This is a genomic window from Streptomyces pratensis, from assembly GCF_037137275.1.
In the GTDB taxonomy this organism is placed as follows: Bacteria; Actinomycetota; Actinomycetes; order Streptomycetales; family Streptomycetaceae; genus Streptomyces; species Streptomyces pratensis_B.
Map to the genome: position 1 here is coordinate 277,803 of NZ_JBBBEN010000103.1, position 22,806 is coordinate 300,608.

Sequence of the window (22,806 nt, forward strand, 5' to 3'; positions counted from 1 at the left end):
CGACGGGCAAGCGGACAGGCCGGCAGACCGGCCGAGGCGGGAGGCAAGGCGTGACGGGCGCAGCGCAACAGGGGTGGGGCCGACGACTGGCCGGGTACGCGTGGCGTTACCGGCGCAACGTCGTCCTCGCCCTCGGCTCGTCGCTCGCCGGGATGGCCGTCATGGCCCTCGTGCCGCTCATCACCAAGGTGATCATCGACGATGTGGTCACCGGCCACACCCGCTCGCTGGCCGTGTGGACCGGGCTGCTCATCGGCGCGGCCGTCCTCGTCTACATCGCCACCTACATCAGGCGGTACTACGGCGGCCGGCTCGCCCTGGACGTCCAGCACGACCTGCGTACGGACATGTACGCGACGATCGTGCGGCTCGACGGGAAGCGCCAGGACGAGCTGTCCACCGGGCAGGTCGTCGGCCGGGCCACCAGCGACCTCCAGCTGATCCAGGGGCTGCTGTTCATGCTCCCGATGACCGTCGGGAACGTACTGCTCTTCGTCATCTCCCTGGCCGTCATGGCCGTGCTCTCCCTGCCGCTGACGCTCGTCGCCCTCGCCGTCGCCCCCGCGCTCTGGTTCATCGCCCGCCGCTCCCGCACCCGGCTCTTCCCCGCCACCTGGTACGCCCAGAGCCAGGCCGCCGCCGTCGCCGGAGTCGTCGACGGGGCCGTGTCCGGCGTCCGCGTCGTCAAGGGCTTCGGCCAGGAGGACCAGGAGACCGGCAAGCTCCGCGCCGTCGGACGCAGGCTGTTCGCCGGGCGCATGCGCACGGTCCGGCTGAACTCCCGCTACACCCCGGCCCTCCAGGCCGTGCCGGCGCTCGGCCAGGTCGCCATGCTGGCGCTCGGCGGCTGGCTGGCGACCCGGGGCGAGATCACCCTCGGCACGTTCGTCGCCTTCTCCACCTACCTCGCCCAGCTCGTCGGCCCGGTCCGGATGCTCGCCATGGTCCTCACCGTCGGCCAGCAGGCCCGCGCCGGTGTGGAGCGCGTCCTGGAGCTGATCGACACCGAGCCCTCGATGCGGGACGGCACGAAGGAGCTGCCCGCCGACGCCCCGGCCGGCATCGAGTTCGACGACGTCCGCTTCGGCTACGACCCGGAGCGCCCGGTCCTCGACGGTTTCTCGCTCACCGTCGAGCCCGGCGAGACGGTCGCCGTCGTCGGCGCGTCCGGCAGCGGCAAGTCCACCGTCTCCCTCCTGCTGCCCCGGTTCTACGACGTGTCCCGCGGCGCGGTCCTGATCGGCGGCCACGACGTCCGCGAGCTGACCCAGGCGTCCCTGCGCTCCGCGATCGGGCTCGTCCCGGAGGACAGCTTCCTGTTCTCCGACACGGTCCGCGCCAACATCGCCTACGGCTTCCCCGACGCCACCCAGGAGCAGATCGAGCAGGCCGCCCGCGCCGCACAGGCCCACCGGTTCATCGCCGAGCTGCCCAAGGGCTACGACACCACCGTCGGCGAACACGGGCTCACCCTCTCCGGCGGTCAGCGCCAGCGCGTAGCGCTCGCCCGCGCCATCCTCACCGACCCCCGGCTCCTCCTCCTCGACGACGCCACCTCCGCCGTCGACGCCCGCGTCGAGCACGAGATCCACGAAGCCCTCAGGCAGGTGATGGAGGGCCGCACCACCCTGCTCATCGCCCACCGCCGCTCCACCCTCCAGCTCGCCGACCGCATCGCCGTCCTGGACGGCGGCCGGCTCGCCGCCGTCGGCACCCACGAGGAGCTGGAGCGCACCTCCCCGCTCTACCGCCGTCTCCTCACCGACCCCGACGAGCTCGGCGGGGCCTCCCCCGGCCACCGGCCGCCGCACGTCGAGGCGGACCCCGAGGGCGACCTGGCGCTCCAGGAGGAGCTGGACGCCGAGTTCGACGCCGAGCGCGGGATCACCCCCCAGCTGTGGGTCCGCACGGAGGACCAGCGCGACACCACGGCCGCCGGGACGCCCGCCACGCCCGAACTGCTCGCCCAGGTCGAGGCGCTGCCGCCCGCCACGGACGCCCCCGACGTCGACGAGGCCGCCGCCGTGCGGCCGGAGGACTCCTACGGGCTGCGCCGGCTCCTCCGCGGCTTCGGCGCGGCCCTCCTGGTCAGCCTCGGCCTGGTCGCGGTCGACGCCGGCATGGGCCTGCTGCTGCCCATCCTGATCCGGCACGGCATCGACGAGGGCGTCACCCAGGTCTCGATCGGCGCGGTGTGGGCGGCCTCGGCCGTGGCGCTCGTCGTCGTACTCGTCCAGTGGGCCGCCCAGACAGGCGAGATCCGGATGACGGGCCGGACCGGCGAGCGGGTGCTCTACTCGCTCCGCCTGAAGATCTTCGCCCAGCTCCAGCGCCTCGGCCTCGACTACTACGAGCGCGAGCTGACCGGCCGGATCATGACCCGGATGACGACGGACGTGGACGCGCTGTCGACGTTCCTCCAGACCGGGCTCGTCACCGCGTTCGTCTCCCTGGTCACCTTCTTCGGCATCATGATCGCGCTGCTCGTCCTGGACGTCCAGCTCGCCCTGGTCGTCTTCGCGACGCTGCCGGTTCTGGTCATCGGCACCGTCTTCTTCCGGCGCAGCAGCGTCAAGGCGTACGAACTGGCCCGCGAGCGCATCAGCACCGTCAACGCCGACCTCCAGGAGTCCGTCTCCGGCCTCCGTATCGTCCAGGCCTACGGCCGCGAGCACGACGGGGCCGCCCGCTTCGCCGGGCGCAGCGACCACTACCGCCAGGCACGGGTCCGCGGCCAGTGGCTGATCTCCGTCTACTTCCCCTTCGTCCAGCTGCTGTCCTCGATCGCCGCGGCCGCCGTCATCATCGTCGGCTCCGGCCGGATCGACAACGGCACGCTCACCACCGGCGCGCTCGTCGCCTACCTCCTCTACATCGACCTGTTCTTCGCCCCCGTCCAGCAGCTCTCCCAGGTCTTCGACGGCTACCAGCAGGCCACCGTCTCCCTCGGCCGCATCCAGGAACTCCTGCGCGAGCCCACCTCCACCGCCGCCCCGGACGAGCCGCGCGACGTGGCCTCGCTGCGCGGCGAGATCGCGTTCGAGGACGTCTCCTTCGCGTACGGGAAGGAGGAGGAGGCGCTGACCGGCGTCGACCTGCGCATCCCGGCCGGCCAGACGGTCGCCTTCGTCGGTGAGACCGGCGCGGGCAAGTCGACCCTGGTCAAATTGGTCGCCCGGTTCTACGACCCGACGAGCGGCCGGGTCACCGCCGACGGCTTCGATCTGCGCACGCTTGACATGACGGCCTACCGGCACCGCCTCGGGGTCGTCCCGCAGGAGGCGTACCTCTTCGCCGGCACGGTCCGCGACGCCATCGCCTACGGGCTGCCCGACGCCACCGACGCCCAGGTGGAGGCCGCGGCCCGTGCGGTCGGCGCGCACGAGATGATCGCCACCCTGGAGGGCGGTTACCTGCACGAGGTCGCCGAGCGCGGCCGCAACCTGTCCGCCGGACAGCGCCAGCTCATCGCGCTGGCCCGCGCCGAGCTGGTCGACCCGGACGTGCTGCTCCTGGACGAGGCCACCGCCGCCCTGGACCTGGCCAGTGAGGCCCTGGTGAACCAGGCCACCGACCGGCTCACCGGACGCCGCACCACGCTGGTGGTGGCGCACCGGCTGACCACCGCCGCCCGCGCCGACCGGGTCGTCGTGATGGACCACGGGCGCGTCGTCGAGGACGGCGCCCACTCCGAACTGCTGGCCCGCAACGGGCAGTACGCCCGGCTGTGGCGCACGTTCATCGGCGAGGGGATAGGGGAGGACGAGCCGGCGAGCGTCTGACGCCCCGGCGCTGGACGCAACCCCGCGGGGGGCTGCTGCGTCGTAGCCAGGGACGCACGGATGCGTACAGAGGTCAGGTGGGGGCGAACGTGTTCGAGCCAAGGGCGGAACGGGCCGGCACCGGCCCGGTGTCGGCAGGCGGGGGGCCGGTACGGGCGGTGAGGCCGGCGGCCGTCGGGCCCACGGGCCGCCGGGCGGTGGCGGCGGTGACCGCGGGAAGGCGGCCGTGGCTCGTGTACGTCCTCGTCCTGCCCCTGTTCGCCGGGCTCGTCCTCCTGATCGGCGCTCCCGGCGCCGCGCAGGCCGCCACCGGCTGCTCGGGGCGCCCGGCGAAGACGGTCGCGTTCTCGACCGGCGAGCTGCGCGTCTTCAAGAGCCGCGCCCGCGTCTGCGCCGTGACCGTCGCCAAGAAGCCCGGCAAGCGGCGGGCGATGAGCGTCACGCTCCAGCCGCGCGGCGGCCGCGCCGTCGCCGACCGGGGCTCGTACACGCACAGGGCGGGCCCGGTCACCGTCAGCGCACTCAACCGCTGCGTCCGGGCGACCGGCGCCATCGCCGGGAAGTCGGCGTCCACCGGCTGGATTCTGTGCTGATTCCTCCCGGGGAGCGAGGCCTGTCGCGAACGCCCGCACCCGCGGCGTAAGCGCGGAAGACGCGGACGGGAACCGGGCGACCGGGTCTGGCGTGGCGTGGGGCGCCCCGATAAGTTCACGGCGACTGTCGTGAATCAAGGGGAGGGTGCATGCGCAAGGCGCTCACTGGGGTTGTCTCGCTCGCGGTGCTCATAGGCACGGTCGGAGCGACGGGAGCCTCGGCCGGTGCGGCCACCGCCGCGGAACCGGCCACGAAGCGGAGCAGCGGCGCTGCCACAAGCAGCGAAGCGGGCAACGAGGACATCAAGGACCGCATCCTGGCCATCCCGGGAATGAGCCTGATCGAGGAGAAGCCCTACCCCGGGTACCGCTACTTCGTCCTCGGCTACACCCAGCCGGTCGACCACCGCCGCCCGTCCGAGGGGACGTTCCAGCAGCGCGTCACCCTGCTGCACAAGGACACGAGCCGCCCGACGGTGTTCTTCACCAGCGGCTACAACGTGTCGACCAACCCCAGCCGCAGCGAGCCGACGCAGATCGTCGACGGCAACCAGGTCTCCCTGGAGTACCGCTACTTCACCCCCTCGCGCCCGGCCCCCGCCGACTGGTCCAAGCTCGACATCTGGCAGGCCGCCAGCGACCAGCACCGCGTGTTCACGCAACTCAAGAAGATCTACGCGAAGAAGTGGCTGGCCACCGGCGGCTCCAAGGGCGGCATGACCGCCACGTACTTCGAGCGGTTCTACCCGAACGACATGGACGGAGTCGTCGCCTACGTCGCGCCCAACGACGTGGTGGACCGCGAGGACTCGGCCTACGACCGGTTCTTCCGGGACGTCGGCACCAAGGAGTGCCGTGACCGGCTGGCCGGCGTGCAGCGCGAGGCGCTGGTCCGCCGTGCCCCGCTCCAGAAGAAGTACAAGGAGCTGGCCGCGTCGCAGGGCTGGACCTTCGACACCGTCGGCTCCCTCGACCGGGCCTACGAGGCCACGGTCATGGACTACGTGTGGGCGTTCTGGCAGTACAGCCTGCTCGCCGACTGCGCGGACATCCCGGCCGACGCCCAAAACGCCTCCGACGACGCCATCTGGGACTCCGTCGACGGCATCTCCGGTTTCGCCGCCTACGTGGACCAGGGCCTGGAGCGGTACACCCCGTACTACTACCAGGCGGGCACACAGCTCGGGTCGCCGGACATCAAGCAGCCGTGGCTCGGCAAGCTGAGCCGCTACGGCTACCAGCCCCCGCGCACCTTCGTGCCCCGCTCCATCCCCATGACGTTCGACCGGTGGGCGATGCGGGACATCGACCGCTGGGTCAAGCGCAACGCCCGGCAGATGATGTACGTCAACGGCGAGAACGACCCGTGGAGCGCGGAGCCCTTCCGCCTCGGACGCGGAGCGAAGGACAGTTACGTCTACACCGTCCCCGGCGGCAACCACGGGGCGAAGGTCTCGGGTCTCGCCGACGAGGAGAAGGCGAAGGCCACCGCCGCGATCCTGCGCTGGGCGGGGGTCGCCCCGGCGGCCGTCGAGGCGGACCCGGCGAAGGCGAAGCCGCTCGCGAAGTTCGACAAGAGGCTGGACCGGCGCAACGGCGAGATCGAGCGCGAGGAAGCCACGCTGCGCCCGTAGGCAGGGCCCCGGCCGTCGCGGGCGTGCGCCCGTAGCGCTCGGGATGCCGGAGCGGCCGTGTGCCCGCGCGGTCCGGGCGCTCCGGCACGGCCGTGCGGTCCCCCGCGGCCGTACGGACACGACGGGAAGCGCCCGCCGGCTGCTCTTCCGACAGCCGGCGGGCGCTTCCCGCCCCGCTGGGGTCAGCGGCCGGCGTCCTGGTGCGGGCCTGCGGCGCGCGGCCCGTACGACAGCCCGTGGCCCACCGGGTACAGCACCCGCGCGGGGTCGTCCGCGCGCTGGACGGGCACCGGCAGCCGGCCCCTGGGCGAGGCGAGGCCCGCCATCACCCGGGCGGCGGCGCGCAGTTCGACGTCCGTCCAGGAGTACGCGGCGAGACTCGCCGCCACCCCGCTCCCGGCGAGAGCGGCGACGTCGTACGGGTTGCGGACGGCGACGGTGATCACCGGGACGCCGGTCGCCACGAGGGCCGTGACGAGCGTGCGCTGCGAGCTGCCCGCCGTGACGTTGTACGTCGCCACGACCACGGCGTCCTTGCCCCGTGCGGCGGCGACCGCCTCGGCGACCTTCGCCGGGTTCGGGGCCGTACCGGTGGACAGGGCCGTCGCGGAGAAGCCCAGTTCGCCGAACGCGTCGGCCAGGGTGGTGGTCGGCGGGCCCGTCGTGCCCGACGGCGACGCGGGGTCGGCCCCCACCACCAGCAGCTCGCGGTGGGAGCGGCGGGAGAGCGGCAGCAGGGAGCCGGGATCGGCGAGCAGGGTCGTCGTGCGCTCGGCGATCCGGTCGGCGGCGGCCCGGTGGACTCGGCTGCCGACCGTGCGGTCGACGCCCGCGCGGCTGACGAACGGGTCGCGGAACAGTCCCAGCCGGTCCTTGAGCCGCAGAATCCGCAGGACCGACTCCTCGATCCTCGCCTCGCCGATCTCGCCGCCGCGCACCGCCTCCAGCACGGCGTTCCAGGCGAGGGGGAGGTCCGGCGGGTTCAGGAGCTGGTCCACGCCCGCCAGCAGGGCGAGGACCGGGACGCGGTCGTCGCCGTACTCCCCCCGCACCCCCTGCATGCCGAGGGAGTCCGTGACCACCACTCCGTCGTAGCCCAGCTCCTCACGCAGGATGCCGGTCAGGATCGGCCGGGAGAGCGTGGCCGGGACCCCGGACGGGTCGAGGGCGGGGACGACGATGTGCCCCGTCATGATCGAGTCGACGCGGGCGCGGATCGCGGCACGGAACGGCGGGGCGTCCAGCTCTTCCCACTCCTCGCGGGTGTGCCCGATGACGGGGAGCCCGGTGTGGCTGTCGGTGCTCGTGTCGCCGTGCCCGGGGAAGTGCTTGGCGGTCGCGGCGATCCCCGCGCCCCGGTAGCCCTTCACCTGCGCCGCGACGAGCCCGGACACCGTGTCGGGCACGGCGCCGAAGGACCGTACGCCGATGACCGGGTTGGCGGGGTCGACGTTGACGTCGGCGTCCGGCGCGTAGTTCTGGTTGATGCCGAGCGCGGCCAGTTCGGCGCCCGCGATCCGGGCCGCCCGCCGGGTGTCGGAGCGAGAACCGCCCGCGCCCAGGGCCATCGCGCCCGGCAGCAGCGTGGCGGGTTCGCCGACCCGGCAGACGATGCCGTGCTCCTGGTCGGTGGAGACGAGCAGGGGTACGCGGGAGCGGCCGGCGAGTGCGGCGCGCTGGATGCCGTTGGAGAGGTCGGCGATCTGGTGGGGGCTGCGGGTGTTGTGCGCCCAGGTGAAGTAGATGATGCCGCCGACGTGGTACGTGGAGACCAGCTCGGCGGCGGTGCGCACCCCGAGCTCCCGGAGGTTCGCGTCGATGTCGCTCTGGTCCGGGTCGGTGGCGGAGTGCCCGTACACCCGCGGCACGAAGAGCTGGCCGACCTTCTCCTCCAGGCTCATCCCGGCGATGATCCGCCGCAGTCGGTGGTCGGCGGAGGCGTTCGTGGGCTGCGCGGAGGCGGCGCCGGGGACGGCGAGGATGCCGGAGGCCGCGGCGGCTGTGGCGGCGGCCGTGGCGGTGAGGAGGGTGCGTCTGGAGGTGCGGTGGTGCACGTGAGCTCCTTCCCGGGGGTGAAAGAAACTTTCAAGACGATACGCTTATAGGGAAAGTAACTACCGGTCAAGAGGGCGGGGCCGGGCCAGGGACAGGTAGACGGGCCTCTCCCTCCCGTGCGCGGCAGGCCGGACGGACGCCGCCCCCCCCCGGCCGCTGGCGCGTGGCCGGGGCGTGGCAGGGCCCCGTCCCGGTCGCCTGAAGCACGCGGCGGGGCCCGCGCCCCTCGACCAGAGGGCGGGAACGGGCGTCGGCCCGCTCTGCCCGGACGGGGGCGGGGTCCGTCCCGTGCGCTCGGGGGGCGGTGAAGGCCGGCACGGTGTTGTGTCCGCCGAGTCCCAGGGAGTGGCTGAGCGCCGGCCGGACGGGCTGGGGCCGGGCGGTCGCGCGGACCACGTCGATGCCCGCCGTGGTGTCGTCCGGTTCCGCGAAGTCGGCCGTGGGCACCGCCGTGCCCCGGGCGACGGTCAGGACCCTCAGGGCCGCCTCGATCGCGCCGGCCGCCCCCATGGTGTGCCCGAGGACGCCCTTGGCCGAGGTGACCGAGGGGGCGTGGGGGGCGTACAGCTCCCGGAGAAGGTCCGGCGCAGACGGCGTCCGAGGGGACGGGTGGCTGGTCTGCGAGTGCCGGACCGGCGTTACGCGTCCTCCCGCCCCCGCCCCGCCCCGCCCCCGTCCCGGCTACTGCTTCGGCGCTCCCAGCCGCAGCAGATGATCGCGCCCCGCGCCCAGCAGGCCCGCCAGCTCCGCCGCCTCGGGGCGCCAGCGCTTCTCGTACTCCCAGCACACCCACGCGTCCGGGTCCAGCCTGTCCAGGCAGTCCGCCAGCGGCAGCACCCCGGCCCCCAGCGCCAACGGCGTGAGGGCGTCGGCCGATGCGACGTCCTTCACCTGGACGTACCCCAGGTGCGGGGCGAGCACCGCGTGGCTGGCGGCGGGTTCCTCACCGGCCAGCCAGGTGTGCAGCACGTCCCAGACCGCGCCGATCCGGGGGTGCCCGACCGCGGCGACGACCCGTGCCGCGTCGACGCCCGAGCGGTGCGAGTCATGGGTCTCCAGCAGAATGCTCACGCCCATGTCGGCCGCGGCCGGGGCGGCGGCCCCGAGCCGCCTGGCCGCGGTCGCGTCCGCCCCGTCCGGGTCCTGGCCCCCGCCGCCGGGGAAGACCCGGACGTACGGCGCCCCCAGGTCCCGGGCCAGCCTCACCAGCGCGGCGAGCTCCGCCAGGACCGGCTCGTCGTCGCCCTCGGCAGCCACCTTCACGTATCCGGCGAGAGCGAGGATCTCCACGCCGCCGGCGGCGAACGCCTCGACCACGTCGGCCCGTTCGAGCGACGACAGACCGAGGTGTACCGGCTCCTCCGGGTGGGTGCGCAGCTCCACCCCCTGGTAGCCGTGCCCGGCGGCGAGCCGGACGACCTCGGCGATCGGCGTCCCCGGCACTCCGAGGGTCGAGAAAGCGAGCTTCACTGTGATGTCCTTCCCTTGTGGGCGGCGCCCCGCGCCCCTGTCGCGGGGCGCCNCCGCCCGCGTCCCACCCGCTCCTGCCCGTCCGGCCGGAAGGCTACTCCGGACGGAGGGGGAGCGGGCGGGCCCTCGGCCGACACCCTCCGACACCCCCCCGCCAGCCGCTCCCGCCTGCCGGACGGCTTCAGCGCGCCCCACAGGCACGCACCCGCCGCCGACCACGGCACACCGCCCAGGCCCAGCCGCGCACGGCCTCCCGCGCACGGTCTTCCGCGCACAGCTTCCGCCCCCGCGGGCAGGAGCGGCTCACCCCCGGGGCGGCGCCGTCGACCCCCGGATCATCAGCTCGGCCGCGATGGTCGCGATGCCGCCGGGCGGCGGGTTCTCCTTGCCCATGGCGATCCGGCCCGCCCGCGCCCCCGCCTCGAACAGCGGCAGCCGTACGGTCGTCAGGGCCGGGACCGCGTCCACCGAGAACGGCAGGTCGTCGAAGCCGGCGACCGAGAGATCCTGGGGGATGCGCATCCCCCGGTCCCTCACGGCCGCGCACGCGCCCAGGGCGACGGTGTCGTTGGCGGCCACGATCGCGGTCACGTCCGGTGCCCTGCGCAGGAGTTCGAGGGTGGCCTCGTAACCCGAGCGCCGGTCGTAGGGGCCGTGCACGGTGAGCTGCGGCTCGGCCCCGTCCCCGCCCGCCCGGACGCCGTCCCCCTCGCCGCCGCCTTCGGCCTCCACGTCGAGCCCCGCGCGCCGCATCGCCTCGCGGTGGCCCTCCAGCCGGTGCCGGGTGGTGGTCCGCTCCCGGGGGCCGGCGACGTAGCCGATGCGCCGGTGGCCCAGGGAGATCAGGTGCTCGGTGAGCCGTCGGCCGCCGCCCCGGTTGTCGAAGGTGAGCGCGGCGGCGAGCGCGTCGCTGTCGGGCAGCGGGGGGCGGCCGCAGAAGACGATCCGGGTGCCCGCGTCCGCCAGCCTGGCCAGCTTCGCGGACATGGCGGCCTGGTGGGCAGGGTCCTCGACCGCGCCGCCGGTGAGCACGACGGCGGCGGCGCGCTGACGCTGGAGGAGGGTGAGGTAGGTGAGCTCGCGCTCCGGGGAGCCGCCGGTGTTGCAGATGACGGCCAGCTTCTCGCCGCCCGCCCGCCCCGAGCCGTCCCCGGGCCCGCCGATCTGCGTCTGCGTGGCCCCCGCCATGATGCCGAAGAACGGGTCCGCGATGTCGTTGACCAGGATGCCGACCAGGTCGGACGTGGCCGCCGCGAGCGAGCTGGCGGGGCCGTTGAGCACGTAGTCCAGGTCGTCCACCGCCCGCAGGACCCGCTCCCGGGTCGACGCGGCCACGGGGTAGTTGCCGTTCAGCACACGGGAGACGGTGGCCGGGGACACCCGGGCGCGGGCCGCCACGTCCGCCAGGGTGACTGTCATCGCTGTCCTCCGAGAGGTCGTGTGGGGGCCGCCTCTTGTCCGGGCCGCTGTCGGCAGGCTAGCGTCACCCTCCATAGAAAGCGCTTGCTACGGCTGTATGGAGGGAACTTCGTGACACGCAGGACAGTGCGCATCGCCATGAACGGCGTCACCGGGCGCATGGGATACCGGCAGCACCTCGTCCGTTCGATCCTCGCGATCCGCGAGCAGGGCGGGCTGGAGCTCGGCGGCGGCGAGGTGCTGTGGCCGGAGCCCGTGCTCGTCGGCCGCCGGGCCCACGCCCTGGAGGAACTCGCCGCGCGGCACGGTCTGACCGAGTGGTCGACCGACCTGGACGCGGTGCTCGCGGACGAGACGGTGGACGTCTACTTCGACGCCCAGGTCACCTCGGCCCGAGTGGAGGCGATCAAGAAGGCCATAGCGGCGGGCAAGCACGTGTACACCGAGAAGCCGACCGCCACGGACGTCGAGGGGGCGCTCGACCTGGCCCGGCTCGCCCGGGACGCGGGCATCAAGCACGGCGTCGTCCAGGACAAGATCTTCCTGCCGGGGCTGCGCAAGCTCAAGCGCCTGATCGACGGCGGCTTCTTCGGCGAGATCCTGTCCGTGCGCGGGGAGTTCGGCTACTGGGTCTTCGAGGGGGACTGGCAGGAGGCCCAGCGCCCCTCCTGGAACTACCGCGCGGAGGACGGCGGCGGCATCGTCGTCGACATGTTCCCCCACTGGGAGTACGTGCTCCACGAGCTGTTCGGCCAGGTCACCTCCGTGACGGCGCATGTCCAGACGCACGTGCCGCAGCGCTGGGACGAGCAGGGCAAGCCGTACGCCGCGACCGCCGACGACGCCGCCTACGGCATCTTCCAGCTGGCGGGCGGGGCCGTCGCGCAGATCAACTCCTCCTGGGCGGTACGGGTCAACCGCGACGAACTGGTCGAGTTCCAGGTCGACGGCACGCACGGCTCCGCCGTCGCCGGTCTGCGCAACTGCCGCGTCCAGCACCGCTCGGCCACCCCCAAGCCGGTCTGGAACCCGGACCTCCCGGTCACCGAGTCGTTCCGCGGCCAGTGGCAGGAGGTACCGGACAACGCGGAGTTCGACAACGGCTTCAAGGCCCAGTGGGAGCTGTTCCTGCGCCATGTGGCCCTGGACGAGCCGTACGCCTGGGACCTGCTGGCGGGCGCCCGTGGCGTCCAACTGGCAGAGCTGGGGCTGAAGTCGTCGGCCGAGGGTCGCCGCTTCGCCGTCCCGGAGCTGACCCTGTGACCCGCCGCCCCGCCGGACGGGACCGCCGGACCGACGACGGCCGGCTTCTCGGACCCGGCGCCCCCGCACCTCACGTGACGGCACACGACCGCTCGGAGCCGCCGCGATGACGATCCATCTCCCACAGGGCCCCTACACCCCCCGGACCGCACCGCTGGACCTGGCCCCCGGGGCGGCGCCCCCCACCTCCCGCACGGTCTTCTCCGCGGCCCACGTCGTCGCGGACCCGTACGCCGACGTCAGCCCGGACGCCCCGGCGGCCGTCGACTGGGACGCCACGCTCGCCTTCCGCCGCCATCTGTGGGCGCACGGGCTCGGCGTCGCCGAAGCGATGGACACCGCCCAGCGCGGGATGGGCCTGGACTGGGCGGGCGCGGCCGAGCTGATCGGCCGCTCGGCCGCTGAGGCGAAGGCGGTCGGGGGCCGGATCGCCTGCGGCGTGGGCACCGACCACCTGCCCGACGGCGGCACGCCGACCCTGGACGAGGTCAGGTCGGCCTACGAGGACCAGCTGGCCCTGGCCGAGGAGCACGGCGTCCAGCCCATCCTCATGGCCTCCCGCGCGCTGGTCAGGGCGGCGGACGGACCGGACGACTACCTCGCTGCCTACGCCCACCTCCTGCGCCAGGCGTCCGAACCGGTGATCCTGCACTGGCTGGGCCCCATGTTCGATCCCGCGCTGGCGGGCTACTGGGGCAGCGCCGACCTCGACCGGGCCACGGACACCTTCCTCAAGGTCATCGCGGAGCACCCCGACAAGGTCGACGGCATCAAGATCTCCCTCCTGGACGCGTCCCGCGAGATCGCCGTCCGCCGCCGCCTGCCGGAGGGGGTGCGCTGCTACACGGGCGACGACTTCAACTACCCCGAGCTGATCGCCGGTGACGAACAGGGCTTCAGCCACGCCCTGCTGGGCATCTTCGACCCGCTGGGCCCCCTGGCGGCGCACGCGGTGCGGGTACTGGACACGGGAGACGTCGAGGGCTTCCGCGCCCTTCTCGACCCCACCGTCGACCTCTCGCGCCACCTCTTCCAGCCGCCCACCCGCTTCTACAAGACCGGGGTGGTCTTCCTCGCCTGGCTGGCCGGGCACCAGGAGCACTTCACGATGGTGGGCGGTCTCCAGTCGGCGCGGTCCCTGCCGCATCTGGCGAAGGCCTACGAACTGGCCGACCGGCTGGGCCTGTTCCCGGACCCGGACCGGGCCGAACACCGCATGCGATCGCTCCTCGCGGTCCACGGAGGAGCACGATGAACGAGCAGTCCCTCTCGCGCCTGAGCATCAACCAGGAGACGATCAAGCAGTGGTCGCTCCCCGAGCTGGCGGAGGGCTGCGTCGCGGCGGGCATCGACAAGGTCGGCCTGTGGCGGGCCCCGGTGCAGGCGTACGGCGTCGAGCGCACGGCGGGGCTCCTGGCGGACGCGGGGCTGAGCGTCACCAGCCTCTGCCGGGGCGGCTTCTTCACCGCCCTCGACCCCGCGGAGCGCGCCCGCGCCCTGGACGACAACCGGGCGGCGCTGGACGAGGCGGCGGCCCTGTCCACCGACACCCTGGTCCTGGTCTCGGGCGGTCTCCCGCCCGGCAGCCGGGATCTGTACGGAGCCCGCGAGCGAGTCGCGGAGGCGCTGTCCGAGCTGGTCCCGTACGCCGCAGAGCGCGGCGTACGCCTGGCGATCGAACCCCTGCACCCGATGTTCGCGTCGGACCGCTGCGTGGTCTCCACCCTCGCCCAGGCCCTGGACCTCGCCGAGCGTTTCCCCGCCGACCGGGTGGGGGTCGTCGTGGACACCTACCACCTCTGGTGGGACGACCAGGCCCCCGCGCAGATCGCCCGTGCGGGAGCGGGCGGCCGCATCCACTCCTTCCAGCTGGCCGACTGGATCACCCCGCTCCCGGAGGGGGTCCTGCTGGGGCGGGGGCAGCTGGGCGACGGAAGCATTGATTTCCGCTCGTTCCGCACGGAAGCGGAATCCGCCGGGTTCGACGGCCCGATCGAGGTGGAGATCTTCAACGAGGCGCTGTGGGCCCGCGACGGCGCGGACGTGTTGGCGGAAGTGGCGGAGCGCTATCTGCAACACGCCTGCTGAGCCCCCTCGTCCGGACCGGAAGTAAAGAGATCGCAAAGGGTTGCAACCTTTGCGTACCCTCCCGGGTCACACAGGGCGTCGGGACTTCCGGGGGAGGGGTCCGGGGGGAACGGGAAGGTCCGACAGGGGGGAAAGCGAGGGGGCCCGGCCGCGAGGCCGGGCCCCATTCCGCTGTCACGGCGCGATCGGGCGTCACGGCGGTGCTCGGGAACGCCGGGGCGTCGCTCTGGAGCGTCAACCCGTCGCGACCGGACGTCAAGGTTCCGCGACCGAGGGTCAAGGCGTCGCCGACAAGCGCGCCAACACCACACCGTGCCGCGTCGGTGTGCGGCGGCAGAACGCGTCGGTCCGTCGCGACCGCGTGCCGGGACCTCGCGCTCCGGGGGCGGGGGCCGTCGGTGGGCCTTCAGTGATGAAAATTTTCGCCAGTTCGGCGCGTTGTCGCAGTTGAGGTGCGGCGTCACAGGTCTAGACCGAACGGCCTCTTTACGCCTCCCCGCGCCCATGCCTTACTCGTGACGTGTCCATGGCGATCGGTCCGGTCGTCAGGCGCCCGCTCCCCCCACCCGACGTCCCCGGAGGCAGCCATGCCCGCATGCAGTTCCCCGTCCCGCCGACGCGCCAGACCCAGAGCCGCCCTGTTGACCGGCGTCCTCGGCAGTGTCGCCGCACTCCTCGTGACCGGTGCGGGCCCGGCGGTCGCCGCGCCCCCCAGCCCCGACAAGCCCATCCGGTCCGGCCAGGCGTGGATGGGGGCGGGGACCCGCATCGAGCAGGGCCCCGCTTCCGGGGCGGACGGCGGCCTGACCGCGATGGACACCAGCGGTGTCCAGGGCATCGACGTCTCCCACTGGCAGGGGGCGATCAACTGGGGCTCGGTGAAGGCCGCGGGCATCGACTTCGCCTACATGAAGGCCACCGAGGGGACGAGCTTCAAGGACAGCAGCTTCAACGCGAACTACACGAACTCCTACCACGCCGGCCTGATCCGGGGCGCGTACCACTTCGCCCGCCCCAACGTCTCCAACGGCGCGACCCAGGCGAACTACTTCGCGAGCAACGGCGGAGGCTGGTCCAGGGACGGCAGGACCCTCCCCGGTGTGCTGGACATCGAGCACAACCCGTACGGCGCGATGTGCTACGGCCTCTCCACGACGCAGATGCGCACGTGGGTCAACGACTTCTACACCGCGTACAAGGCCCGCACGAGCCGCGACGTCGTCATCTACACGACGGCCAGCTGGTGGAACACCTGCACCGGCAACTGGACCGGCATGTCCGCCAAGTCCCCGCTCTGGGTCGCGCACTGGGGCACCGCCAGCCCGTTCGTCCCCAGCGGGTTCCCCACCTGGACGATCTGGCAGTACACCGCCACCGGCCGGGTCAGCGGGGTCTCCGGTGACGTGGACCGCAACAAGTTCAACGGCTCCATGACCCGGCTCCAGGCCCTCGCCAACAACACGGCGTAAGAGCTCCTCGCCCTCGCGGCGGCCGGGCGAGCCCGCCCGCGGCTCGCCCGGCCCTGCCGCCGCCCCCACCGGCCGCCGCCGAGCGTCCGTCCGGAACGACCGCAGATGAGGAGTCCGCCGTGAACCTTCCGCAGCCGACCCGCCGCCACGTCCTGCTCGCCGGAGCCGGAGGACTGGCCGCCGCCGCACTGCCGAGCGCGGCCCTCGCCGCCGGCGCCGTCGAACCGGACATCGACAGCACCCTCCGATGGGAGGCCCGCCCGCCCCGGAGCCCGGTGAGCCTGGTGGGGAGGCGGCCCAGCAAGATCATCGTCCACCACACGGTCAGCGCCAACACCTCCGACGTCTCCCGCGCCCAGGCCCACTCGCACGCCCACTGGGTCCAGAACCTGCACATGGACAAGAACGGGTGGATCGACAGCGGCTACCACTTCCTCGTCAGCCGGGGCGGCTGGATCACCGAGGGCCGCCACCGCAGCCTCAGCACCCTGCTGGGCGGCGGCGACTTCGTGCTGGGGGCCCACACGTCCGGCCAGAACGAGCAGGCCATCGGCATCGCCAACGAGGGCGCGTACCACGGCGGCGCGCAGCCGCCGCGGGCGCAGTGGGAGGTCCTGGTGGTGCTCTGCGCGTACGTCTGCCGGCAGTACGGCATCGCGCCGAGCCGTATCTACGGGCACAAGGACTTCGGCGACACGCTCTGCCCGGGCGTCCTGCACGACAAGCTGCCCCAACTGCGCAGCGAGGTCGCGGCGAGCATGGGCTGAGCCGGCCGCCCCGCCAGGCGCCGGTGGACCGCCCCGACAACCGCGGGGGCGGCGGCAGCCTGCTGTTCTCGGACCGGTGGCTGAAGACCGACGTGACCGCGGTGGTCTGGGAACGATGAGCGGCCTGCGGTTGCGGGGGCGCTCGCCAGGGCCCGGGCGTCCCTGGCCGTGAGGCGGGGCCGCCCGGACGCCTCCGCCGCCGGTCTGGCGTCCGGGGCCGTTCCGGGCGCGGTGTGCGGCAGTGGTCCGGTCAACGGCTACGAGGTGCTGGAGCAGGTGGTGCGGTTGCCGGTCAGCACGTGGCGGTACCACTGGGACCCCGCGCACGTACGGCACTCGGGGCCCATGGCGCAGGACTGGTGGAAGGCGTTCGGGGTCGGCGAGAACCACCGGACGATCTGCTGCACCGACGCCAACGGCGTGGCCCTCGTCGCCATCCAGGCACTGCACCGGGAGCTGGCCGAGCTACGGGACGAGGTGGCGGCCCTGCGCGCCGGGAGTCCGCCCCCGGCGACATGAGCGGTGTCAGCGGCAGGCGGTAGCGTCGGGTCATGTCCAACACGGCCGTCCTCGAAGGGGTCCTGGAGAGGATCACGTACGCCAACGAGGAGAACGGGTACACCGTCGCCCGCGTCGACACCGGGCGGGGAGCAGGAGACCTCCTCACCGTGGTCGGCGCGCTGCTCGGCGCGCAGGTCGGCGAGTCGCTGCGGATGGAGGGCCGTTGGGGCTCGCACTCCCAGTACGGCAAGCAGTTCACCGTGGAGAACTACACCACCGTGCTGCCCGCCACCATCCAGGGCATCCGCCGCTATCTCGGCTCCGGGCTGATCAAGGGCATCGGGCCCGTGATGGCCGACCGGATCACCACCCACTTCGGCGTCGACACCCTCGACATCATCGAGAACGAGCCGAAGCGGCTCGTCGAGGTCCCCGGCCTCGGCCCCAAGCGCACGAAGATGATCGCGGCGGCCTGGGAGGAGCAGAAGGCGATCAAGGAGGTCATGGTCTTCCTCCAGGGTGTGGGCGTCTCCACCTCCATCGCCGTGCGGATCTACAAGAAGTACGGGGACGCCTCGATCTCCGTCGTGCGGAACCAGCCCTACCGGCTCGCCGCCGACGTCTGGGGCATCGGCTTCCTCACCGCCGACAAGATCGCCCAGGCGGTCGGCATCCCGCACGACAGCCCCGAGCGCGTCAAGGCCGGTCTTCAGTACGCCCTGTCCCAGTCCTCCGACCAGGGCCACTGCTACCTCCCCGAGGAACGGCTCATCGCGGACGGGGTGAAGCTCCTCCAGGTCGACACCGGCCTGGTCATCGAGTGCCTGGCCGAGCTTGCCGCCGACCCGGAGGGCGTCGTGCGGGAGAAGGTGCCGTCCCCCGAGGGGGGCGAGCCGGTCACCGCCGTCTACCTGGTCCCCTTCCACCGCGCGGAGCTGTCCCTCGCCGGGCAGGTGCGCCGGCTGCTGAGCACCGGGGAGGACCGGATGCCGGCCTTCCAGGACGTGGACTGGGGCAAGGCGCTGGCCTGGCTCGCGACGCGTACGGGGGCCACGCTCGCACCCGAGCAGGAGGAGGCGGTCCGGCTCGCGCTCCGCCGGAAGGTGGCCGTCCTGACCGGCGGGCCCGGCTGCGGGAAGTCCTTCACCGTCCGGTCCATCGTCGAGCTGGCGCGGGCGAAGCGGGCCAAGGTGGTGCTGGCCGCTCCCACCGGACGGGCCGCCAAGCGGCTCTCCGAGCTGACCGGAGCCGAGGCGTCCACCGTGCACCGGTTGCTGGAGCTGAAGCCGGGGGGCGACGCGGCCTATGACCGGGACCGGCCGCTGGACGCCGACCTGGTCGTCGTCGACGAGGCGTCGATGCTCGATCTGCTGCTCGCCAACAAGCTCGTCAAGGCAGTGGCACCCGGTGCCCATCTGCTGCTCGTGGGCGACGTCGACCAGCTGCCGTCGGTCGGCGCGGGGGAGGTGCTGCGCGATCTGCTCGCCGAGGGCAGCCCCGTCCCCGCCGTCCGGCTCACCCGGATCTTCCGCCAGGCCCAGCAGTCGGGCGTCGTCACCAACGCCCACCGGATCAACGCGGGCCAGCCGCCGCTCACCGAGGGGCTGAGCGACTTCTTCCTCTTCGTGGAGGAGGAGACCCAGGACGCGGGCGTGCTCGCCGTGGACGTGGCGGCCCGCCGCATCCCCGCCAGATTCGGCCTCGACCCGCGCCGCGACGTCCAGGTCCTCGCCCCCATGCACCGGGGGCCGGCCGGCGCGGGCCACCTGAACGGGCTGCTCCAGCAAGCCATCACGCCCTCCCGCCCCGACCTCCCCGAGAAGCGGTTCGGCGGCCGGGTCTTCCGGGTCGGCGACAAGGTCACCCAGATCCGCAACAACTACGACAAGGGTGAGAACGGCGTCTTCAACGGCACGGTCGGCACTGTCACCGCCCTCGACGCCGACGAGCAGAGACTCACCGTGCGCACCGATGAGGACGAGGAGATCGGCTATGACTTCGACGAGCTGGACGAGCTGGCCCACGCCTACGCCATGACCATCCACCGCTCCCAGGGCAGCGAGTACCCGGCCGTCGTCGTCCCCGTGACCACCAGCGCCTGGATGATGCTCCAGCGCAACCTCCTCTACACCGCCGTGACGCGCGCCAAGCGACTCGTCGTGCTGGTCGGGTCCCGTAAGGCGATCGGCCAGGCAGTCCGCACGGTTTCCGCAGGCAGACGCTGTACAGCGCTGGATTTTCGGCTCCGGGGCGGGAGCGGCGCAGACTTCGCGTGAGCGTTGCGCAAAAATGATCGATCAAATCGGTGGCAAACATCACGGAGGGCTTCCGGAACCGCAGCCGAGGGGGCAGGATGAGTAGGTTGGCGGCACTCAGTGCCGTCATTAGGTCCAATGGACGACCCCGAGTGCACTCTCCTGAGCCGAATGGGGGAGGGTGGAGACAGTCAGGGCACCTCGAAGAAGAGGCACTACGTCGGTGAGGGATGACGTGAGCGAGCACACCAACAACGCTGTAGTACTGCGGTACGGCGATGACGAGTACACCTACCCGGTGATCGACAGCACCGTCGGCGACAAGGGCTTCGACATCGGGAAGCTCCGGGCCCAGACCGGCCTGGTGACCCTGGACAGCGGCTACGGCAACACCGCCGCCTATAAATCCGCCGTCACCTACCTCGATGGCGAGCAGGGCATTCTGCGCTACCGCGGATACCCGATCGAGCAGCTCGCCGAGCGCTCGTCGTTCCTGGAGGTCGCGTACACGCTGATCAACGGCGACCTGCCGAAGGTCGACGAGCTGGCGACCTTCAAGAACGAGATCACCCAGCACACGCTGCTGCACGAGGACGTCAAGCGGTTCTTCGACGGCTTCCCGCGCGACGCCCACCCGATGGCGATGCTGTCCTCGGTCGTCAGCGCGCTGTCCACGTTCTACCAGGACAGCCACAACCCGTTCGACGAGGAGCAGCGCCACCTCTCGACGATCCGCCTGCTGGCGAAGCTGCCGACGATCGCGGCGTACGCGTACAAGAAGTCGATCGGGCACCCCTTCGTCTACCCGCGCAACGACCTCGGGTACGTCGAGAACTTCCTGCGCATGACCTTCTCGGTCCCCGCCCAGGAGTACGAGCTGGACCCGGTCGTCGTCTCGGCGCTGGACAAGCTGCTCATCCTGCACGCGGACCACGAGCAGAACTGCTCGACCTCCACCGTGCGTCTGGTCGGCTCCTCGCAGGCGAACATGTTCGCCTCGATCTCCGCCGGCATCTCGGCGCTGTGGGGCCCCCTGCACGGCGGCGCCAACCAGTCGGTGCTGGAGATGCTGGAAGGCATCCAGGCCAACGGCGGCGACGTCGACTCCTTCATCCGCAAGGTGAAGAACAAGGAGGACGGCGTCCGCCTGATGGGCTTCGGCCACCGGGTGTACAAGTCCTTCGACCCGCGCGCCAAGATCATCAAGGCGGCGGCCCACGACGTGCTGTCCGCGCTCGGCAAGTCCGACGAGCTGCTCGACATCGCGCTCAAGCTGGAGGAGCACGCGCTCTCGGACGAGTACTTCGTCTCGCGCAACCTCTACCCCAACGTGGACTTCTACACCGGTCTGATCTACCGGGCCATGGGCTTCCCGAGCGAGATGTTCACCGTGCTCTTCGCGCTCGGCCGCCTTCCCGGCTGGATCGCCCAGTGGCACGAGATGATCAAGGAGCCGGGTTCCCGCATCGGCCGCCCGCGCCAGATCTACACCGGCGAGGTCATGCGCGACTTCGTTCCGGTCGAGGGTCGCTGACCCGGATCTCGTACCGCCTGTAGGGTCCGGTCTCCTCGGCCGGTCTGCCTTCGCCCCGCGTACCGCGCCTCGCACAGAGCGCGGTGTCCGGGGCGATTCGGCGTTAAGGGCGCTGCGGCGCCCCGGGCGCGCCCGGGGCGCCGGACCCCATCGGATACCGCGCTCTGTGCGCCCCTGGCTCCGGACGCGAGAAACGCCCCACCGCCGATCCCCCCACGGGTCGACGGACGGGGCGTTTCCCATATCCCGGAGCGGATTCCCCCCACGGGATCCGGCCGGGCGTCTGCGGGAAGCGGAAGCTCCCGTTGTTCTGTTGTGCCGCGGTCCGCCGGGGTACGTACGCACGGGAGGGCCGCTCAAAGCTCCCCGGTGCACGTGCCCCGGCCAACGCTTGCCAGGAGCGTCCCCCAAGACACTCCATCGGACGTCCCCCAAGACATCCTTGGCATCGTCCTCTTAGACTCGCGAACCCCTCGGATGGTTACCTCGGAACCGGTGTGATCTGGATCTCCTTGTGGATGTTACGTGAAGGTCCGCAACCGGAGGCTGTTCGTGACGACGAACACGGAGGAGAACGCCATGGCGGCTCCCGCGATCATCGGGTTGAGCAGGCCACTCGCAGCCAGGGGCAGAGCCGCGACGTTGTACCCGAAGGCCCAGAAGAGGTTGCCCCTGATCGTGGCCAGCGTACGCCTGGAGAGGCGGATCGCGTCAGCCGCCACCTTGAGATCTCCACGAACCAGCGTGAGATCGCTCGCCTCGATGGCGGCATCCGCCCCGGTGCCCATGGCCAGACCGAGGTCGGCCTGGGCGAGGGCGGCGGCGTCGTTGACGCCGTCGCCGACCATGGCGACGACCCTGCCCTCGGCCTGGAGGCGCTTGACGACGTCGACTTTGTCCTGCGGCATGACCTCCGCGTGGACCTCGTCGATGCCGACCTCGGCGGCGACGCTCTCCGCGACCGCCCGGTTGTCGCCGGTGAGGAGGATCGGGGTCAGACCGAGAGCACGGAGGCGGCGGACGGCCTCGGCGCTGGTGTCCTTCACCGCGTCGGCGATCTCCAGGACCGCGCGGGCCTCGCCGTCCCAGGCGACGGCGACGGCGGTGCGGCCGGCGGCCTCTGCGGTGTCCTTCGCCGTGGACAGTTCGGGTGGGAGGGGGATGTCCCATTCCGTGAGGAGGTGGGGGCGTCCGACGAGGACGGTGTGGCCGTCGATGGTGCCGTGGACGCCGAGGCCGGGGAGGTTGGTGAAGTGGTGGGGGGTGGGGAGGGGGGTGGTGGTGTGGGTGGTGGCGGCGGTGGTGATGGCTTGGGCGATGGGGTGTTCTGAGGCGTTTTCGAGGGCTCCGGCGAGGTGGAGGGCGTGGTGGGGGGTGGTGGTGGGGGTGGTGTGGGTGGTGTGGAGGGTCATGTGGCCGGTGGTGATGGTGCCGGTTTTGTCGAGGAGGATGGTGTCGGTGGTGCGGGTGTTTTCGAGGGTTTCGGGGCCTTTGATGAGGATGCCGAGTTGGGCGCCGCGGCCGGTGCCGACCATGAGGGCGGTGGGGGTTGCGAGGCCGAGGGCGCAGGGGCAGGCGATGATCAGGACGGCGACGGCGGCGGTGAAGGCGGGGGTGGGGCCGGAGCCGTTGGCGAGCCAGAGGGTGAGGGTGGTGAGGGCGAGGGTGATGACGAGGGGGACGAAGACGGCGGAGATGCGGTCGGCGAGGCGTTGGGCGGCGGCTTTGCCGTTCTGGGCTTCTTCGACGAGGTGGGTGATGCGGGCGAGTTGGGTGTCGGCGCCGATGCGGGTGGCTTGGACGAGGAGGCGTCCGCCGGTGTTGAGGGTGGCTCCGGTGACGGTGTCGCCGGTGGTGACCTCGATGGGGGTGGATTCGCCGGTGAGGAGGGAGGCGTCGACGGCGGAGGCGCCCTCGATGACGGTCCCGTCCGTCGCGATCTTCTCCCCCGGCCGCACGACGAAACGGTCCCCGAC

16 protein-coding genes are annotated in these 22,806 nt (G+C 72.3%); 11 read left to right on the forward strand and 5 right to left on the reverse strand.

Annotated features, from left to right (window positions below):
* Positions 1 to 50 precede the first annotated feature (50 nt).
* The 3 genes from V9U70_RS30385 (at position 51) to V9U70_RS30395 (ending at position 6,009) form a co-directional block, all read left to right on the forward strand.
* Complete coding sequence (locus tag V9U70_RS30385) at positions 51 to 3,782, forward strand: ABC transporter ATP-binding protein (protein WP_336680392.1); 3,732 nt, start codon at positions 51 to 53, stop codon at positions 3,780 to 3,782.
* Between the two features lie 233 nt (positions 3,783 to 4,015).
* Positions 4,016 to 4,375: a hypothetical protein gene (locus tag V9U70_RS30390; protein ID WP_336680393.1), complete on the forward strand. Its 360-nt coding sequence runs from the start codon at positions 4,016 to 4,018 to the stop codon at positions 4,373 to 4,375.
* Positions 4,376 to 4,524: 149 nt separating this feature from the next.
* Positions 4,525 to 6,009: a S28 family serine protease gene (locus tag V9U70_RS30395; RefSeq protein WP_336680394.1), complete on the forward strand. Its 1,485-nt coding sequence runs from the start codon at positions 4,525 to 4,527 to the stop codon at positions 6,007 to 6,009.
* A gap of 182 nt (positions 6,010 to 6,191) precedes the next feature.
* Here the strand turns inward: V9U70_RS30395 and V9U70_RS30400 are convergent, their stop codons facing one another.
* The 4 genes from V9U70_RS30400 to V9U70_RS30415 all read right to left on the reverse strand — a co-directional run bounded on the left by V9U70_RS30400 (position 6,192) and on the right by V9U70_RS30415 (position 10,953).
* Entirely contained in the window at positions 6,192 to 8,063 is a 1,872-nt protein-coding gene (locus V9U70_RS30400; protein WP_336680395.1) for a glycoside hydrolase family 3 protein, read from the reverse strand.
* A 67-nt stretch (positions 8,064 to 8,130) separates the two neighbouring features.
* A complete protein-coding gene (locus V9U70_RS30405; RefSeq protein WP_336680418.1) occupies positions 8,131 to 8,631 on the reverse strand; it encodes a beta-ketoacyl-[acyl-carrier-protein] synthase family protein in 501 nt (166 codons plus the stop codon).
* 114 nt (positions 8,632 to 8,745) lie between these two features.
* Positions 8,746 to 9,534 (reverse strand): sugar phosphate isomerase/epimerase family protein, encoded by a 789-nt coding sequence (locus V9U70_RS30410; RefSeq protein ID WP_336680396.1) that lies wholly within the window; start codon positions 9,532 to 9,534, stop codon positions 8,746 to 8,748.
* 303 nt (positions 9,535 to 9,837) lie between these two features.
* A complete protein-coding gene (locus V9U70_RS30415) occupies positions 9,838 to 10,953 on the reverse strand; it encodes a LacI family DNA-binding transcriptional regulator (protein ID WP_336680397.1) in 1,116 nt (371 codons plus the stop codon).
* Between the two features lie 111 nt (positions 10,954 to 11,064).
* Between V9U70_RS30415 and V9U70_RS30420 the strand changes: the two genes are divergently transcribed.
* The 8 genes from V9U70_RS30420 to V9U70_RS30455 all read left to right on the forward strand — a co-directional run bounded on the left by V9U70_RS30420 (position 11,065) and on the right by V9U70_RS30455 (position 20,830).
* The gene (locus V9U70_RS30420) at positions 11,065 to 12,216 is read left to right on the forward strand and encodes a Gfo/Idh/MocA family protein (RefSeq protein WP_336680398.1); all 1,152 of its coding nucleotides are present in this window, start codon (positions 11,065 to 11,067) and stop codon (positions 12,214 to 12,216) included.
* Between the two features lie 106 nt (positions 12,217 to 12,322).
* On the forward strand, positions 12,323 to 13,471 hold the full coding sequence (locus tag V9U70_RS30425; protein ID WP_336680399.1) for a dihydrodipicolinate synthase family protein: 1,149 nt from the start codon (positions 12,323 to 12,325) through the stop codon (positions 13,469 to 13,471).
* Positions 13,468 to 14,304 carry a sugar phosphate isomerase/epimerase family protein gene (locus V9U70_RS30430; protein ID WP_336680400.1) on the forward strand — a complete coding sequence of 279 codons (837 nt, stop codon included), beginning with the start codon at positions 13,468 to 13,470 and terminating at the stop codon, positions 14,302 to 14,304. The genes V9U70_RS30425 and V9U70_RS30430 overlap by 4 nt, the downstream gene beginning before the upstream one ends.
* A gap of 587 nt (positions 14,305 to 14,891) precedes the next feature.
* Positions 14,892 to 15,773, forward strand: coding sequence for a lysozyme (locus V9U70_RS30435; RefSeq protein ID WP_336680401.1), 882 nt, complete (start codon positions 14,892 to 14,894; stop codon positions 15,771 to 15,773).
* A gap of 119 nt (positions 15,774 to 15,892) precedes the next feature.
* Positions 15,893 to 16,540, forward strand: coding sequence for a peptidoglycan recognition protein family protein (locus V9U70_RS30440; protein WP_336680402.1), 648 nt, complete (start codon positions 15,893 to 15,895; stop codon positions 16,538 to 16,540).
* Positions 16,541 to 16,708: 168 nt separating this feature from the next.
* A complete protein-coding gene (locus V9U70_RS30445) occupies positions 16,709 to 17,059 on the forward strand; it encodes a tail fiber domain-containing protein (protein WP_336680403.1) in 351 nt (116 codons plus the stop codon).
* Between the two features lie 32 nt (positions 17,060 to 17,091).
* A complete protein-coding gene (recD2, locus tag V9U70_RS30450) occupies positions 17,092 to 19,317 on the forward strand; it encodes an SF1B family DNA helicase RecD2 (protein WP_336680404.1) in 2,226 nt (741 codons plus the stop codon).
* A gap of 214 nt (positions 19,318 to 19,531) precedes the next feature.
* Positions 19,532 to 20,830, forward strand: coding sequence for a citrate synthase (locus tag V9U70_RS30455; RefSeq protein WP_336680405.1), 1,299 nt, complete (start codon positions 19,532 to 19,534; stop codon positions 20,828 to 20,830).
* Positions 20,831 to 21,351: 521 nt separating this feature from the next.
* On the opposite strand, the gene V9U70_RS30460 is transcribed toward V9U70_RS30455, so the two are convergent.
* On the reverse strand, positions 21,352 to 22,806 hold a 1,455-nt coding region (locus V9U70_RS30460), incomplete at its 5' end, for a heavy metal translocating P-type ATPase (protein WP_336680406.1).